This window comes from Pseudomonas sp. AM14(2022) (assembly GCF_036346455.1).
Taxonomy (GTDB): Bacteria; Pseudomonadota; Gammaproteobacteria; order Pseudomonadales; family Pseudomonadaceae; genus Aquipseudomonas; species Aquipseudomonas putida_A.
Map to the genome: position 1 here is coordinate 460,648 of NZ_JAOTNY010000001.1, position 14,591 is coordinate 475,238.

13 protein-coding genes are annotated in these 14,591 nt (G+C 61.0%); 6 read left to right on the plus strand and 7 right to left on the minus strand.

Annotated features, from left to right (window positions below; genetic code table 11):
* The first annotated feature begins 84 nt into the window (after positions 1–84).
* The gene (locus tag V3W27_RS02140) at positions 85–717 is read left to right on the plus strand and encodes a LysE family transporter (RefSeq protein WP_027610461.1); all 633 of its coding nucleotides are present in this window, start codon (positions 85–87) and stop codon (positions 715–717) included.
* Between the two features lie 188 nt (positions 718–905).
* Here the strand turns inward: V3W27_RS02140 and V3W27_RS02145 are convergent, their stop codons facing one another.
* The 5 genes from V3W27_RS02145 to V3W27_RS02165 form a co-directional block, all read right to left on the minus strand.
* Positions 906–1,649, minus strand: coding sequence for a penicillin-binding protein activator LpoB (locus tag V3W27_RS02145; RefSeq protein ID WP_330205811.1), 744 nt, complete (start codon positions 1,647–1,649; stop codon positions 906–908).
* A 3-nt stretch (positions 1,650–1,652) separates the two neighbouring features.
* Positions 1,653–2,240, minus strand: coding sequence for a penicillin-binding protein activator LpoB (gene lpoB, locus V3W27_RS02150; RefSeq protein ID WP_003229365.1), 588 nt, complete (start codon positions 2,238–2,240; stop codon positions 1,653–1,655).
* Positions 2,241–2,276: 36 nt separating this feature from the next.
* Positions 2,277–2,651 carry a YcfL family protein gene (locus V3W27_RS02155; RefSeq protein WP_027610463.1) on the minus strand — a complete coding sequence of 125 codons (375 nt, stop codon included), beginning with the start codon at positions 2,649–2,651 and terminating at the stop codon, positions 2,277–2,279.
* 15 nt (positions 2,652–2,666) lie between these two features.
* Entirely contained in the window at positions 2,667–4,061 is a 1,395-nt protein-coding gene (locus V3W27_RS02160) for a COG3014 family protein (protein ID WP_330205812.1), read from the minus strand.
* Between the two features lie 241 nt (positions 4,062–4,302).
* Complete coding sequence (locus tag V3W27_RS02165; RefSeq protein WP_330205934.1) at positions 4,303–5,682, minus strand: COG3014 family protein; 1,380 nt, start codon at positions 5,680–5,682, stop codon at positions 4,303–4,305.
* Between the two features lie 128 nt (positions 5,683–5,810).
* Here V3W27_RS02165 and V3W27_RS02170 point away from each other — a divergent pair, with 128 nt between their 5' ends.
* The 3 genes from V3W27_RS02170 to V3W27_RS02180 all read left to right on the plus strand — a co-directional run bounded on the left by V3W27_RS02170 (position 5,811) and on the right by V3W27_RS02180 (position 9,259).
* Positions 5,811–6,713 carry a LysR family transcriptional regulator gene (locus V3W27_RS02170; protein WP_330205813.1) on the plus strand — a complete coding sequence of 301 codons (903 nt, stop codon included), beginning with the start codon at positions 5,811–5,813 and terminating at the stop codon, positions 6,711–6,713.
* Between the two features lie 86 nt (positions 6,714–6,799).
* Positions 6,800–8,695 (plus strand): FTR1 family protein, encoded by a 1,896-nt coding sequence (locus tag V3W27_RS02175; RefSeq protein ID WP_330205814.1) that lies wholly within the window; start codon positions 6,800–6,802, stop codon positions 8,693–8,695.
* A gap of 108 nt (positions 8,696–8,803) precedes the next feature.
* Positions 8,804–9,259: a YaiI/YqxD family protein gene (locus tag V3W27_RS02180; RefSeq protein ID WP_098966204.1), complete on the plus strand. Its 456-nt coding sequence runs from the start codon at positions 8,804–8,806 to the stop codon at positions 9,257–9,259.
* 130 nt (positions 9,260–9,389) lie between these two features.
* Here V3W27_RS02180 and elbB read toward each other — a convergent pair whose 3' ends face one another.
* Both elbB and V3W27_RS02190 read right to left on the minus strand, forming a co-directional pair.
* Entirely contained in the window at positions 9,390–10,058 is a 669-nt protein-coding gene (gene elbB / locus V3W27_RS02185) for an isoprenoid biosynthesis glyoxalase ElbB (RefSeq protein WP_330205815.1), read from the minus strand.
* A gap of 279 nt (positions 10,059–10,337) precedes the next feature.
* Positions 10,338–10,988 carry a DedA family protein gene (locus tag V3W27_RS02190; protein ID WP_027610469.1) on the minus strand — a complete coding sequence of 217 codons (651 nt, stop codon included), beginning with the start codon at positions 10,986–10,988 and terminating at the stop codon, positions 10,338–10,340.
* A 207-nt stretch (positions 10,989–11,195) separates the two neighbouring features.
* Between V3W27_RS02190 and hemB the strand changes: the two genes are divergently transcribed.
* Together hemB and ppk1 are read left to right on the plus strand one after the other, a co-directional pair.
* Positions 11,196–12,209 (plus strand): porphobilinogen synthase, encoded by a 1,014-nt coding sequence (gene hemB / locus V3W27_RS02195; RefSeq protein ID WP_007968446.1) that lies wholly within the window; start codon positions 11,196–11,198, stop codon positions 12,207–12,209.
* An 18-nt stretch (positions 12,210–12,227) separates the two neighbouring features.
* Positions 12,228–14,453 carry a polyphosphate kinase 1 gene (gene ppk1, locus V3W27_RS02200; protein WP_041072035.1) on the plus strand — a complete coding sequence of 742 codons (2,226 nt, stop codon included), beginning with the start codon at positions 12,228–12,230 and terminating at the stop codon, positions 14,451–14,453.
* The last annotated feature ends 138 nt before the right edge of the window (positions 14,454–14,591 follow it).

Consider the following 14,591-nt stretch of genomic DNA (forward strand, 5'->3'; position numbering starts at 1 on the left):
GAACCCTCCAGCAAAAATCGGTAGTCATCCGCGCCAAAGCGCATTAGCTTTGACGTCTGTCACGATTCAGAGTCGAGGTGTGCGATGGAGCTTCAAACATGGCTGGCATTCTTTGCCGCCTGCTGGGTGATCAGTCTGTCCCCGGGCGCGGGCGCCATTGCGTCGATGTCCAGCGGTCTGCAATACGGTTTCTGGCGCGGTTACTGGAACGCCCTCGGCCTGCAGATCGGCCTGGCGGTACAGATTGCGATTGTCGGCGCCGGTGTCGGCGCGATCCTCACCGCCTCGGCCACCGCATTCCACGCGATCAAATGGTTCGGTGTGGCGTATCTGGTCTATCTGGCGATCAAGCAATGGCGTGCGCTGCCCATGGACATGAGCGATGACGCGGCGGTACGGCCGATCGGCAAACCGCTGGCGCTGGTGTTTCGCGGCTTCCTGGTCAACATCAGCAACCCCAAGGCACTGGTGTTCATGCTGGCGGTGCTGCCGCAGTTCATCAATCCCCACGCACCGTTGCTGATTCAGTATGTGGTGATCGGTGCGACCATGATCTGCGTGGATCTGATTGTCATGGCCGGCTACACCGGACTGGCGTCCAAGGTGCTGCGTCTGTTGCGTACACCGCAGCAGCAGAAACGCATGAACCGCACGTTTGCCGGGCTGTTCATTGGTGCGGCGGCATTTATGGCGACGTTGCGTAAAGCGGCGGTGTAAAACCTGCCGGCACAAAAAAGGCGACCTGATGAGGTCGCCTTTTTTATCCGCCAAGACTTTGGAGTGACGCGCAATTGTGGCGAGGGAGCTTGCTCCCGCTTGAGTGCGTAGCGCTCACAAGCTTTTGGGTCTGCTTCGCAGCCCAGCGGGAGCAAGCTCCCTCGCCACAGAACGCGTTCAGCCAAGAGTCAGTGCAAAATCACCGGCGCGGTATCACGCGGCAAGTTGTTGCGCTGCGGCGCTTCGCGCGGCTGCTCGTAACCAGCGCCACCGAGCTGCATGCTCAGTTGCCCGGCCACGTCCTCACCCAGCGCTTTCGATACCTCACGCACCACCCGTGGGCGGTTCAACGAAATCTTGATGTCGCGGCCATTCACCAGTTTGGTGTCCTGCGCTTCGCCCATCGCCGTGAAGGCCGAGGTGATTTCGTAGGTCTTGGTGTTGATCAGGCTGAAATCCGCCACCAGCGTCAGGCCCAGCACCGCCGAATAGCTGTCGGTGTGCGCCAGCTCGTTCATGTCCTGGGTGAAGTCGATGTCCGACACGGTGCCGAACAGCACGTAGTCGGCACCCTTGAAGCTGCCGGCCTTGATGCGCTTGATCACGTCGTACACGTCACCCTTGGACGACGCGGTGTACGGCGTGCCCTGCACCAGCTGGAACATCCCGGTGCGGAGGATCTCGCCCTTGATGTCGCCGGTGAATTTACGCAGCTCACCTTGTTCGATGTAGCTGGTGGTCGCTTCCAGCTCGTTGTAGTTCGACGAACCACTGGAGCTGTAGTAACCCTCGCGGTAATTGTTCTGCGCCGAAACGATGTGGATGTACTGCTCCACGCGCTCCTGATACGCCAGATCCGTTACCGCCACTTTCGGGGCCGCTTGCACGCTGAACGCGCAAGCCAGGGCCATCATGCCAATCCATGCGCGCATCAATTAACGCTCCGTGGTTTTGCGGATCTCTTTTTCGTCCATCCACTCGGCCAGACCGCTTTCGACGTCGATCAGTTGCAGGCTGAATTTGTAGAAGACGTCCTTGTAGTCGCTGCTGCGCTTGACGATCGAGCTGATCGAGCCTTCCAGACGGTACTTGGCGGCGATCATGTTGCCGGTCTTGGCCACGGTGCTCTTCTTGTACAGGCCGCTCTGGTTCTGCAGCTTGAGCTGATCGACCTGGCTCTGCATCGCGGTGTTGTCGCTGGCGAAACGGGCGGTGCCGGACTTCATCAGCTGAGTCTTGATGCTGGTGGTGATTTCGCGGGTATCGATGTATTCGCTGGTCTTGTTCTTCACGTCGTAGACCTGCACCACTGGGCGGCCCTGCAGAATGCCGGACTGGGCCAGCGAGCGGGTCATCGATTCGGCGATCATTTGCAGGTCGGTCGAACCGAATTCGTTGGTCACGGTTTCAACCGCTTTGGTGTCGCCGTAGCTGATGTTTTTGCTGCCCAGGGTCGGCGAGGTGTTGGCGCAACCGGAAGCCAGCAGGGCGAGGACAGCGATCAGGGAAAAGCGTGCAAACATGGGAATGCTCTCTAAAACAGGAATAGGGTGGCGGACTTAAGGCGTCTTGAGTTCGAGACGGAAATCCACGGCTTTCGGGGTCGGGGCGATGCCCTGGATGAAGCTGGTCTGAGCGCCGTACATCATCTGGCTCTTCCAGACTTCTTCCTCGGCGATCGGGAAACCTTCCGGGCCGAGCCAGGCGAAGCGGTAGTAGAACGTCTTGTTGCTGTTGAGGGTGTTGGTCAACTGCACATTGACGGTCATGAAGCCGTTCTCTCGGGCGACGCGCATGGCGCCGACCGCAATGTGCTTCTGCGGGCCCATGGCCACGACCTTGCTCGCGGCGCTGCCCGGCTCCGGTGGTGGCGGGGTGGCGCAGCCGCTGGCCAGGATGGCGAGAGCGGCGACGGCGAAGAGTTTCAAGCGCATGCAAAGACTCCGTTCTTAAGGTTGTTTGAGGCTGGCGACGTTGGTCGCGCCGGCGCTCGGGATGACATGGGCGGCGACGCCGCCGGCAAATACCTGATTGCCCACGGCACGCAGGCTGATCACTTGATAACGCTGATCGACGGTGACCTTGACCAGCGAACCGCCGACGGCGCTCGGCAGACTGACTTGGTGCTCGCCTTTCTTCAAGCGCAGACGCACCACTTGGGTGTTGTCCGGCAGGGTGCGCCACGTACGGGTATCGGCACCTTCCAGCACAGCTGAAGAAATACCCACGGCCAGACCGGCCAGCGGGTTGGTTTCGTTGATCTTCTTCTGCGCCACGCCTTTGGTGATTGCGCGCACGGTGGTGCGCACGATGATCCCTGGCATGTCATCGCGCAGGGCGCGACGGGACATGGCGGTGGTGCTGTTGAGGGCGGTCAGGCTGACTTGCTGGCCATCGACGCCAATCTGCGTGAACGGTGCGGTAGAGGTGTCAGGCTTGATGATCGGGAACGACAGCGGGGTGATCACCACGTTGTTGGAGATCGGCAATGGCAGCGGCACGCGGATCGAATCACGCGAGGGTGCCAGACCACTTTGCACCACGATCAGGATGTCGCTGTCGTCGGACTTGCTCGGCTTGTCGAGGTTGACCAGCGCCTGCTCCAGCAGCGGCGTGTTCGGGCGCAGTTCGGCCGCCTTGCGGTAGCCCGGCGCAGCCAGGTCTTTCTCGCCCAGGGCTTCGTAGACGAAACCGGCCAGGTAATGGCTGAACGCACTCTGGTAGCTGTTTTTCAGACTGACCACTTCTGGCGCATCGAGGCTGGCGACCGGGTAGCCTTGCAGATCCTTGTACTGAGTCTTGATGCCTTCTTTCTCGGCCTCTTCCTCACTCTTGAAGTATTCCTTGTCGCGCAGGTCGGCGATCACCGCTTCACGTTCGTGAGTCTTCTTGATCGCGGTGCGGGCGCCGTCGAAGTCATTGACCGCCAGCAGGTTGAGGGCCATCTGCGTGGTCAACATGACTTTTTCGTAGTCGTAGCCTTCGTAGCGACGCACCTTGTCGTTGACCAGGAAGCTGCCGAACTGAGCCAGGTATTTACCGGTGTCGAGCTTGACCGAATCTTCCCACTGGCCAACCACCTGATCGGCGCTGGTCCAGGCGTTCTGGCTGCCGGACAGGTCGCCCTTGGCGCGCAGCAACTCACCTTTCTCGAAGTAATAGAGCAGGTCTTTGTCCGGACCGGTGTTGTTCTTTTCCAGCAGGCTCAGCGCGGCGTCGACGTTGCCGGTGGCCAGTTGCTGGTTGGTCTGGGCCAGTTCCGAATCGTAGTTGCGAAACGCTGAACAGCCGGACAGCAGAGTAACCGCGCTGAGCGCGATCAAGGTGGGAGTGCGCAATGCCATGGGGGTACTTCTTCCCTGAGCTAGTAACTGCATCAGCCGCCGGTGCTGGTCGGGCTGGTGTGACCCATCGACAGTGGCGCTGGCCTCCTGCCAATTCCTCATAACCAGAGGAGCTTTTATGCCGCGTTGCTATAGCGCGGGCGCGGCATTATAAGCGGGCGATGCTGGCCATGTAATAGCTTTTTAATTGCACTTGTTAGTTTGGTGCCATTACTCCTCTGCTTTATCTGACACCTTTCGTTCATGGCGTTTCGGGCAGGACCAATGCGGATCCGACGTAATAGTTCTGGCCCATGAATACCCGCAGGTTGAACACTTGATGGCTGTGGTCGACGCGTACCGTGAACCCGTCTTCTGCACGAAAATACGGAAAGCGCACGCGGTGCAGGCCTTTTTTCAGGCGCAGACGGGCGACCAGGGTTTTGTCCGGCAGCGTGCGCCAGGTTCTAGTGTCAGCCTCTTCAAAAGGATCAGGATCGGTCACCACCAACGACGCCTTGGACGGATCGCGCTCGTTCTTTTGCGCCTGGCTGATGGCGGCCATGTTGGCGCGGAACATGGCGCGAGAGATGATCGCCGGCATGTCATCGCGCAAGGTGCGAATGGCCATGTCCGACACGCTGTTAATCATGGTCAATGGGTGCTTTTTACCGTCGACGAGGACCTGGGTCACGCCAGGTGTGAGGGTGTCGGGCACCATCACCGGGAACGAGATCGGTGCAACAATCGTCAGGTTTTCGTTCAGCCGCACCGGGATCGGCACTTGCACCGAGCTGCGTGCCGGGGCGAAACCGGCCTGGACCACGATCAGAATCTCGCTTTCATCGGCTGCCGGTCCGGGCTTGTCCAGGTTGCGCAAAGCGTTTTCGAGCAGCGGCACGCCCGGGCGCAATTCGATCGCCTGTCGATACCCCGGCGCTGCGAGCGCGCGTTCGCCCAGCGCTTCATAAGTGAAGCCGGCCAGATAATGGCTGAATGCACTCTGGTAGCCGTTCTTCAGCTCAAGCACTTGCGGGGCATCGAGGATGGCCACCGGATAGCCTTCCAGATCCTTGTAGTGCAAGGTGATGCCCTGTTGCGTAGCTTGCTCTTGCGCCTCTTCGTATTGCCGCTCCCGCTGGCGGGCGATCAGGGTTTCGCGCTCGTGGGTTTTCTTGATGTCGGCGCGGGCCCCGTCGAAATCGTTTTCCGCCAGTTGGTTGAGGGCCATTTCGGTGGTCAGCATGACTTTTTCGTAGTCGTAGCCTTCGTAACGCTGCAGCTTGTCATTGACCAGCATGGTGCCCATTTCATTACCGAAACGGGTCAGCAACTTCATGCCTGCGGAAGGCACGGCTTCTTCGCGCTGAAAAATCATCCGGTCAGCACTGCGCCACGCTTCCTGGCTTTTTGGCAGGTTGGTGCCGGCGCTGAGGATCGCGCCGCGTTCCATGAAATACAGCAGATCCTTGTCTTCCCAAGGATTGTGCAGCTCCATCAGATAAAGCGCTTCGTTGAGATTGCCCTGCGCCATCTGATCGATGGTCTGCTGCATTTCCTGATCGTAATTGCGGTAAGCGGCGCACCCACTCAGTTGCATGATGAGGCTAAGCAGCAGGTAGAGCGGCAGGCAATGGCGCATGGAGACGGGTTCTTCCTTGAACGGCAAAAGCACGGAGGTGACGCATTATAGGGGCGCTTTGCTGCTGCCGGGTGGACAAGGATTGCGCTAGGCTTGCGCGCTCAGCGCTCAACAGATCCGGGGCTTTAATGAATCAACTGCAAGCCATGCGCGCGTTTCGTTGCATCGTCGAGTGTCGCGGGTTCAGCGCCGCTGCCGAGCGCCTCGACACCACTCACTCGACCATCTCCCGGCAGTTGCAGCAACTGGAAAGCGAGCTGGGCACGCGGCTGATCAATCGCAACACCCGAGGTTTCAGCCTGACCACGGCAGGGCAGCAGTATTACGCGGCGTGCGTGGACATTCTCGATCGCCTCGATCAAGCCGCACTGGCGGTGGGGCAGGCACATGAAAGCCCCAGCGGTGTGCTGCGCATCAGTGCACCGATGGTCATCGGTACGCTGGAACTGGCGAGCTGGTTGCCGGCGTTTCAGCAGCGCTATCCCGAGATTGAAGTGGACCTGTCCTGCGATGACCGTTTCGTCGATCTGATCGCCGAGGGTTTCGATGTGGCTCTGCGCATCTGCGGACCCTTGGCCGATTCATCCATGGTGGCGCGGTTGCTGACTGTCTCGGACATGTTGCTGGTGGCTTCGCCTGTGTATGTGGCGCGCAATGGTCTGGTGCGCCAGGTGCGCGAACTCGCCGAGCAGCAGTTGCTGGCGTTTGCCGGTGGCAGTGACTGGGTGCTGACCGATACGCGTGGACTCACCACCACCAGCGTGCGCGTGCAGGGCCGGTTCAAGGCCGATTCGATCAGTTCGCTGCACGCCGCCGCGTTGGCCGGGGTTGGCATCGCCGCGTTCACCCGGGCCACGGTGCAGGACGATCTGTTCAGCGGCCGGCTGGTACAAATCCTGCCCAACTACAGCCTTGGGCGGCGCCACTATTACGCGCTCTATCCGCATGCCCGGCACGTCGCGCTGAAGGTGCAGGTGTTCGTCGAATTCATGCTTGAGCACTACCGCAACAGCGCCGCAGCGCTGCGTTAAAACGCCACGAGACGTCGACAAAGCTTGAGTGAAAGGCGTTCGAAGTGAACAATATGTAACTTCGCATTTCCATTTGAGACTCATTCATGACTGCCGCGTCCCGATTCCTGGCCTGGCTGGTGTTCCCGCTGTTTGCCCTGAGCAGTTTCAACCTGCTGGCCGACACCGTGGAAGGCGCCCCGCAGGCGCTGCACCTGCTCGATTACATCAGCGCCGACTATCCGCCGACGGTCGAGGCGGGCAAGGTCGTCGACGACGGCGAATACCGCGAGCAACTGGAATTCACCCAGGTGCTGCAAGGGCTGATCGGCGGTCTGCCGGCCAAACCGGAGAAGGCTGAGCTGGAGCAGGGTGTCGAGGCTCTGCACGCCGCCATCACCGCGAAACAGGACGGCGCCGAGGTCGCGCGTCAGGCCCGACAACTGGGGGCGAAACTGGCGGTAGCATATGAAGTCAGCCAAGCGCCGATCATCACTCCCGATCCGACCCGGGGCGCGCCGCTGTACGCGCAGAACTGCTCGGTATGCCACGGTGAAACCGGCGCCGGTGACGGCCCGGCGGGGCTCGGCATGACGCCGCCACCGGCCAATCTGCGCGATGCCGCACGCATCGATCACCTGAGCCTGTACGCGATCTACAGCACCCTCGGCCAAGGCGTCGAAGGCACCGACATGCCGGCCTTCGCCGATCAACTGGACGACCGTCAGCGTTGGGATCTGGCGACCTACATTGCCGGTTTCAGTGCCGACCCGGCTGCGGCCAAGTCTGACAAGACCTTCAACATCGCCGATCTGGCGCGCCAGACCCCGGCCGAGGTGCAGGCCGCCGAAGGCCCGCAGGTCGCCGCAAGCTTCCGTGCCCAGCGCGCGCAACCGCCGCAGGTCAAACGCGGCCCGGCGCAATTGCTCGATTACACCGCCGCCACGCTGGACAAGAGCCTGGCGGCGTACCGCGCCGGCGAGCACGATCAGGCCTACGACCTGTCGGTGGCGGCGTATCTGGAAGGTTTCGAGCTGGTCGAAAGCTCGCTGGACAACGTCGACGCCAACGTGCGCAAGGACACCGAAAAATCGCTGATGGCCTACCGTCAATCGTTGCAGGACGGTTTGCCGGTGGCGCAAGCCGAACAGCGCCTGGACGCGGCCAAGGGCAAGTTGAAAGAGTCTGCTGAACTGCTCGGCAGCGATGGTCTGAGCTGGTCGCTGAGCTTTATCTCCGGCCTGCTGATTCTGCTGCGCGAAGGTCTCGAAGCGATTCTGGTGCTGGCGGCGATCCTCGCGTTTCTGCGCAACACCGGCCAGCAGTCGGCAGTGCGTAGCGTCAACATCGGTTGGGGCCTGGCGCTGCTCGCCGGTCTTGGCACCTGGGCGCTGGCGGCGTACGTGATCGACGTCAGCGGCTCGCAGCGTGAACTGCTCGAAGGCGCCACGGCGCTGTTCGCCAGCGTCATGGTGCTGTGGCTCGGCGTGTGGATGCACGACCGGCGCCACGCAGCGGCCTGGCAGGATTACATCAAGCAGAGTCTGGTGGGCGGCGGCGGGCGCTTTGGTTTTGCGATCCTCGCGTTCTTCTCGGTGTACCGCGAGCTGTTCGAAGTGATCCTGTTCTACGAAACCCTGTGGCTGCAGGCCGGCCCCGCCGGGCATGACGCGGTGCTGGCCGGTGGTGCGACCGCACTGGTGCTGCTGATCGGTCTGGCCTGGGTGATCCTGCGCGGTTCGGCGAAACTGCCGCTGGCGCTGTTCTTCAGCATCAACGCCGGTCTGCTCTGTGCCTTGTCGGTGGTGTTCGCCGGGCATGGCGTGAAAGCGCTGCAGGAAGCCGGGATCTTCGGCACGCGACCGGTGGCGTTCTTTGAATTCGACTGGCTGGGGATTCACGCCGACGCCTATTCGCTGACGGCTCAGGCCGTGGCGATTCTGGCGATTGTTGTGCTGTACGGGCGGAGTCGGATCGCGGAGAAGAAGCGGGTCACTGCTTAACAGCATTCGCTGCGCTCACATTCGCGGGCAAGCCACGCTCCCACAGGTTTAGCGTTAACCTTGTGGGAGCGGGCTTGCCCGCGATGCTTTTTTGAAGAGGAAAAAATCATGCGTGTATGGATCGATGCCGACGCCTGCCCTCGGGCCGCCAAGGATCTGGTGGTGAAGTTCGCCCTCAAGCGCCAGTTCGAAGTGGTGCTGGTGGCCGGGCAGCCGCAGACCAAGCCGGGGCTGGCCATCGTCAAACTGATCGTGGTGCCCAGCGGTCCGGATGCGGCGGACGATTATCTGGTCGAGCACGCGGTGCCTGGTGAACTGGTGATCTGCAGCGATATTCCGCTAGCCGATCGTCTGGTGAAGAAGGGGGTGGCAGCGCTGGACCCGCGCGGCAAGGAGTTCGATGCGCAGAACATGGGCGAGCGGCTGGCGGTGCGCAACCTGTTCACCGACCTGCGTGAGCAGGGCCAGATCAGCGGCGGTCCGGCACCTTTTGGCGAGCGCGAGAAGCAGGCGTTTGCCAATGCGCTGGACCGCATCCTGACGCGCCTGACCCGCAAACCCTGAAATAATCACCATTCCCTTGTGGGAGCGGGCTTGCTCGCGAAGGCGTCGAATCAGACAACATTGATTTGAATGACACACCGCTTTCGCGAGCAAGCCCGCTCCCACATCTCGCTCCGCATGCGGTCAGAGATCAAACATCGTTCTCGTGAGTCAGTTCGAGAACGCGATCCACCAGTTTGTTGATCCCCGAAGCCGCTTCACTGATGTTCTGCGCCAGCATGTAAGCCGGGGTCGTCACCAGTTTGCGTGCCTTGTCTTCGATGATGTCGGTCACCGCGCAGTCTTCGTGGCTGGCGCCCATCTTGTTCATCGCGGTGGCGGTGTCGGCATCGTTGCCGATGGTGCAGGTCACGCCCGGGCCGTAGATCTTCGCTGCCAGCGCCGGCGAGATGCACATCAGACCCACCGGTTTGCCCGCTTCGGCAAATGCTTCCGCCAAGGCCAGCACTTCAGGCTGCACCGTGCAGCCGGCGCCTTCAACGGCGAAGTTCGAGAGGTTTTTCGCGGCACCAAAACCGCCAGGTACGATCAGCGCGTCGAAGTCATCGACGTCGGCCTCGCGGATGTCCTTGATGTTGCCGCGGGCAATGCGCGCCGACTCCACCAGCACGTTGCGCGTTTCGGGCATTTCTTCACCGGTCAGGTGATTGATCACATGCAATTGCGCGATGTTCGGCGCGAAGCATTGCACCTGTGCGCCGCGTTGATCCAGGCGCAGGAGGGTGATGACGCTTTCATGGATTTCGGCGCCGTCGTACACGCCGCTGCCGGACAGGATCACTGCAACTTTTTTGCTCATGGGTTTCTCTCCAGATTCATGGCGCTAAATGTCCACTAATTTATCGCGCGTTGCCATAGGCTGAAGTGGCGGCGGCACCTGCATGGAGCGCTTTCTAAATGGATCGCAACAACGGCGGGGTGTTCATTATTTGCGGTTGCCTGCCTCGTGACGAGCAGGAGATTTTTGGCGTGAGAACGCCGCTGGCGAACGGGAGTCCGCTGGCGCAGAGGGGATAAATGACTAAAAGAGCCGGCCAGCCCGGGCTTTGCGCAGGGCTGTACGCCAGGCGCCAGCGCGTTATTCGGCTGGCGTCTTCGGTTCGGCAGGTTTGGCCACTTCGGCTTGATTCAGCAGTGCCGCTTTTGCGGCTTGCTCATCGGCGTAAACCTGCTTGGCCAGACGCGCATTCTTGAAGCGGCGACGCAGCCACAGACCAACGCCAAGAATCAGCAGCGCACCGAGCACCCACAGCTCGTACTTCTTGATGCTGCCGAGCATGCCTTCGAGCACCGCGCCGAAGTGGTAGGCGGCGGCTGCCAGAGCGGTGGCCCAGATCGCTGCGCCGATGCCGTTCAGCAGCAGATAACGTCCCGGCGGATAACCCGACAGGCCGATCGCCACCGGCATCACCGTGCGCAGGCCGTAAACGAAGCGGAAGCTCAGAACCCAGATGTCCGGATGCTTGCGAATATGTTCCAGCGCGCGGTCGCCCATCATCTGCCAGCGCGGTTTGCGCGCGAGCAATTTGCGCCCGTGCTTGCGCCCCAGGAAGTACCACAGCTGATCGCCGGCATAGCTGCCGAAGAACGCCACGACCACCACCAGGTTGATGTCCATGTATCCACGGAACGCGAGGAAGCCTGCGAGCACCAGGATGGTTTCGCCTTCGAAGAACGTGCCGAGGAACAAGGCAAAGTAGCCAAAGTCATGCAGAAATTGTTGGAGCATTGTCTGGGTGCTGGCGAAATGAACGCGCAGCCTAACCCTTCGGACACATTCATGAAAGTGTCCAAATGTGTCTCGACGTGAACAATTCCTACGCTAACAATGGAATGCGGCTACATGTCACGGGGTACGCACAACTGTAATCTGTTGGTCATAATGGCCGTCTATAACTGTCACGCTCGCCCGTTTGCGCGGGCTCAGGAGTCCGCCGTGAGCTTTACCCCTGCCAATCGTCTGTTCCCAGCCACTCGCCTGCGTCGCAATCGTCGTGATGATTTTTCGCGTCGGCTGGTGCGGGAAAACGTGCTGACGGTCGATGACCTGATCCTGCCGGTGTTCGTGCTTGAGGGTGAAAACCGTCGCGAAGCCGTGGCCTCGATGCCCGGTGTCGAGCGCCTGACCATCGACCTGCTGCTTGAAGAAGCGGCGCAATGGGTCGAACTGGGGATCCCGGCGCTGGCGCTGTTCCCGGTCACGCCTGTCGAACTGAAATCCCTTGATGCTGCCGAAGCCTGGAACCCCGAGGGTATTGCCCAACGTGCTACTCGCGCGTTGCGTGAGCGTTTCCCGGAATTGGGCGTGATCACTGACGTCGCCCTTGATCCGTTCACCACCCACGGTCAGGACGGCATTCTCGATGAAGAAGGCTACGTGCAGAACGACATCACCGTCGACGCACTGGTCAAGCAGGCACTGTCCCACGCCGAAGCCGGCGCTCAGGTCGTGGCGCCGTCGGACATGATGGACGGTCGGATTCAGGCGATCCGCGAGGCGCTGGAGCTGGCCGGTCACGTCAACGTGCGGATCATGGCCTACTCGGCCAAGTACGCCAGCGCCTATTACGGGCCGTTCCGCGATGCCGTGGGGTCGGCGGCGAATCTGGGCAAGGCCAACAAGGCCTCCTATCAGATGGACCCGGCCAACAGCGACGAAGCGCTGCACGAAGTCGGCGCGGACTTGTCTGAAGGCGCGGACATGGTCATGGTCAAACCCGGCATGCCGTACCTGGACATACTTTTCCGGGTAAAAGATGCCTTCAAAGTGCCGACCTTCGTCTATCAGGTTAGCGGCGAATACGCCATGCACATGGCGGCGATCCAGAATGGCTGGTTGAGCGAGGCGGTAATTCTTGAATCACTGACCGCCTTTAAACGTGCCGGCGCTGATGGCATCCTGACTTACTTTGCTGTCCGCGCCGCTCAATTGTTACGAGAGCAGAAATAGCCCTCCCAGGAACATTCGATGAATACCGAAGGACTCACTGAAGTTGCAGTAAAAGAAGCTCAACCGGTGGTGGAGCAAATCACCGAAACCCCGCCGGAACTCGAGCCTGCGCCACCCGCGCCGGTTACCGAAGCCGTCGCGGCGGCGCCAGTGATTGCGATCCCGGGCCTGGATGACAGCAGCCTGTATATCCATCGCGAGCTCTCGCAACTGCAGTTCAACATCCGCGTGCTGGAACAGGCGCTGGACGAGTCCTATCCGTTGCTGGAGCGGCTGAAGTTCCTGCTGATCTTCTCCAGCAACCTCGACGAATTCTTTGAAATCCGCGTCGCCGGCCTGAAAAAGCAGATCACCTTCGCCCGGGAACAGGCCGGTGCCGACGGTTTGCAACCGCATCAGGCGCTGGCGCGGATCAGCGAGCTGGTGCACGGTCACGTTGACCGCCAGTACGCGATCCTCAACGACATCCTGCTGCCGGAGCTGGAAAAGCATCAGGTGCGCTTCATCCGTCGCCGTCACTGGACGACCAAGATCAAGACCTGGGTGCGCCGCTACTTCCGCGACGAGATCGCGCCGATCATCACCCCGATCGGCCTCGACCCGACGCACCCGTTCCCGTTGCTGGTGAACAAGAGCCTGAACTTCATCGTCGAACTGGAAGGCATCGACGCCTTCGGTCGCGATTCCGGTCTGGCGATCATCCCGGCACCGCGCCTGCTGCCACGGATCATCAAGGTTCCGGAAGAAGTCGGCGGCCCGGGCGACAACTATGTGTTCCTGTCGTCGATGATCCACGCCCACGCCGATGACCTGTTCCAGGGCATGAAGGTCAAGGGCTGCTACCAGTTCCGCCTGACCCGAAACGCCGACCTGGCGCTCGACTCCGAAGATGTCGAAGACCTGGCGCGCGCCCTGCGTGGCGAGCTGTTCTCGCGGCGCTACGGTGATGCGGTGCGCCTGGAAGTCGCCGACACCTGCCCGAAACACCTCTCGGACTATCTGCTCAAGCAGTTCAACCTGAGCGAGACCGAGCTGTATCAGGTCAACGGCCCGGTCAACCTGACCCGTCTGTTCAGCATCACCGGTCTGGACAGCCACCCGGAGCTGCAATACACGCCGTTCACCCCGCAGATCCCGAAACTGCTGCAGAACAGCGAGAACATTTTCAGCGTGGTGAGCAAGCAGGACATCCTGCTGCTGCACCCGTTCGAGTCGTTTACCCCGGTGGTCGACCTGCTGCGCCAAGCGGCGAAAGACCCGCATGTATTGGCTGTGCGCCAGACCCTGTACCGCTCCGGTGCCAACTCCGAGATCGTCGATGCGCTGGTGGACGCCGCGCGTAACGGCAAGGAAGTGACCGCGGTTATCGAACTGCGCGCACGCTTCGACGAAGAGTCCAACCTGCAACTGGCCAGCCGTCTGCAAGCGGCCGGTGCGGTGGTGATCTACGGCGTGGTCGGCTTCAAGACCCACGCCAAGATGATGCTGATCCTGCGTCGCGAGGCCGGCGAGATCGTGCGTTACGCGCACCTCGGCACCGGTAACTACCACGCCGGCAACGCCCGTCTGTACACCGACTACAGCCTGCTGACTTCCGACGACGCCTTGTGCGAAGACGTCGGCAAACTGTTCAGTCAGTTGATCGGCATGGGTAAAACCCTGCGCATGAAGAAGCTGCTGCATGCGCCGTTCACTCTGAAGAAGGGCATGCTCGACATGATTGCCCGGGAAACCCAGTTCGCCGTCGAAGGCAAACCGGCGCACATCATCGCCAAGTTCAACTCGCTGACCGATCCGAAGATCATTCGTGCGCTGTACAAGGCCAGCCAGTCCGGCGTGCGCATTGATCTGGTGGTGCGTGGCATGTGCTGCCTGCGTCCGGGCATCGCCGGGGTTTCGCACAACATCCATGTGCGCTCGATCATCGGTCGCTTCCTTGAACACACCCGAGTGTTCTACTTCCTCAACGGCGGCGAGGAGCAGATGTTCCTCTCCAGCGCCGACTGGATGGAGCGCAACCTCGACAAGCGCGTCGAGACTTGCTTCCCGGTAGAAGGCAAGAAGCTGCTGACTCGCGTGAAGAAAGAGCTGGAGCTGTACCTGACTGACAACACCCACAGCTGGAGCCTGCAGTCGGATGGCCGTTACATCCGCAACACGCCAACCGGCAACCAGAACCCGCGCAGCGCGCAGGCGACCTTGCTGGAACGCCTGGGCAGCCCGATTCTGCCGGTGAGCAGCTGACCTTCAGCCCAATAAAAAGGCGATCCTTGCGGATCGCCTTTTTTGTGCCTGTCGTTCACCCACCTGTGGCGAGGGAGCTTGCTCCCGCTGGACTGCGCAGCAGGCCTATGCTTTCAAAGGAAGGGCCGCTTCGCGCCC

What these genes read in the sequence shown, in the direction of transcription:
- V3W27_RS02165 (WP_330205934.1), bottom strand. Translation starts at nt 5,682, where the DNA reads ATGCGCCATTGCCTGCCGCTCTACCTGCTGCTTAGCCTCATCATGCAA.
- V3W27_RS02175 (WP_330205814.1), top strand. Translation starts at nt 6,800, where the DNA reads ATGACTGCCGCGTCCCGATTCCTGGCCTGGCTGGTGTTCCCGCTGTTT.
- elbB (WP_330205815.1), bottom strand. Translation starts at nt 10,058, where the DNA reads ATGAGCAAAAAAGTTGCAGTGATCCTGTCCGGCAGCGGCGTGTACGAC.
- V3W27_RS02155 (WP_027610463.1), bottom strand. Translation starts at nt 2,651, where the DNA reads ATGCGCTTGAAACTCTTCGCCGTCGCCGCTCTCGCCATCCTGGCCAGC.
- V3W27_RS02180 (WP_098966204.1), top strand. Translation starts at nt 8,804, where the DNA reads ATGCGTGTATGGATCGATGCCGACGCCTGCCCTCGGGCCGCCAAGGAT.
- V3W27_RS02160 (WP_330205812.1), bottom strand. Translation starts at nt 4,061, where the DNA reads ATGGCATTGCGCACTCCCACCTTGATCGCGCTCAGCGCGGTTACTCTG.
- V3W27_RS02140 (WP_027610461.1), top strand. Translation starts at nt 85, where the DNA reads ATGGAGCTTCAAACATGGCTGGCATTCTTTGCCGCCTGCTGGGTGATC.
- lpoB (WP_003229365.1), bottom strand. Translation starts at nt 2,240, where the DNA reads ATGTTTGCACGCTTTTCCCTGATCGCTGTCCTCGCCCTGCTGGCTTCC.
- V3W27_RS02170 (WP_330205813.1), top strand. Translation starts at nt 5,811, where the DNA reads ATGAATCAACTGCAAGCCATGCGCGCGTTTCGTTGCATCGTCGAGTGT.
- V3W27_RS02145 (WP_330205811.1), bottom strand. Translation starts at nt 1,649, where the DNA reads ATGCGCGCATGGATTGGCATGATGGCCCTGGCTTGCGCGTTCAGCGTG.
- ppk1 (WP_041072035.1), top strand. Translation starts at nt 12,228, where the DNA reads ATGAATACCGAAGGACTCACTGAAGTTGCAGTAAAAGAAGCTCAACCG.
- V3W27_RS02190 (WP_027610469.1), bottom strand. Translation starts at nt 10,988, where the DNA reads ATGCTCCAACAATTTCTGCATGACTTTGGCTACTTTGCCTTGTTCCTC.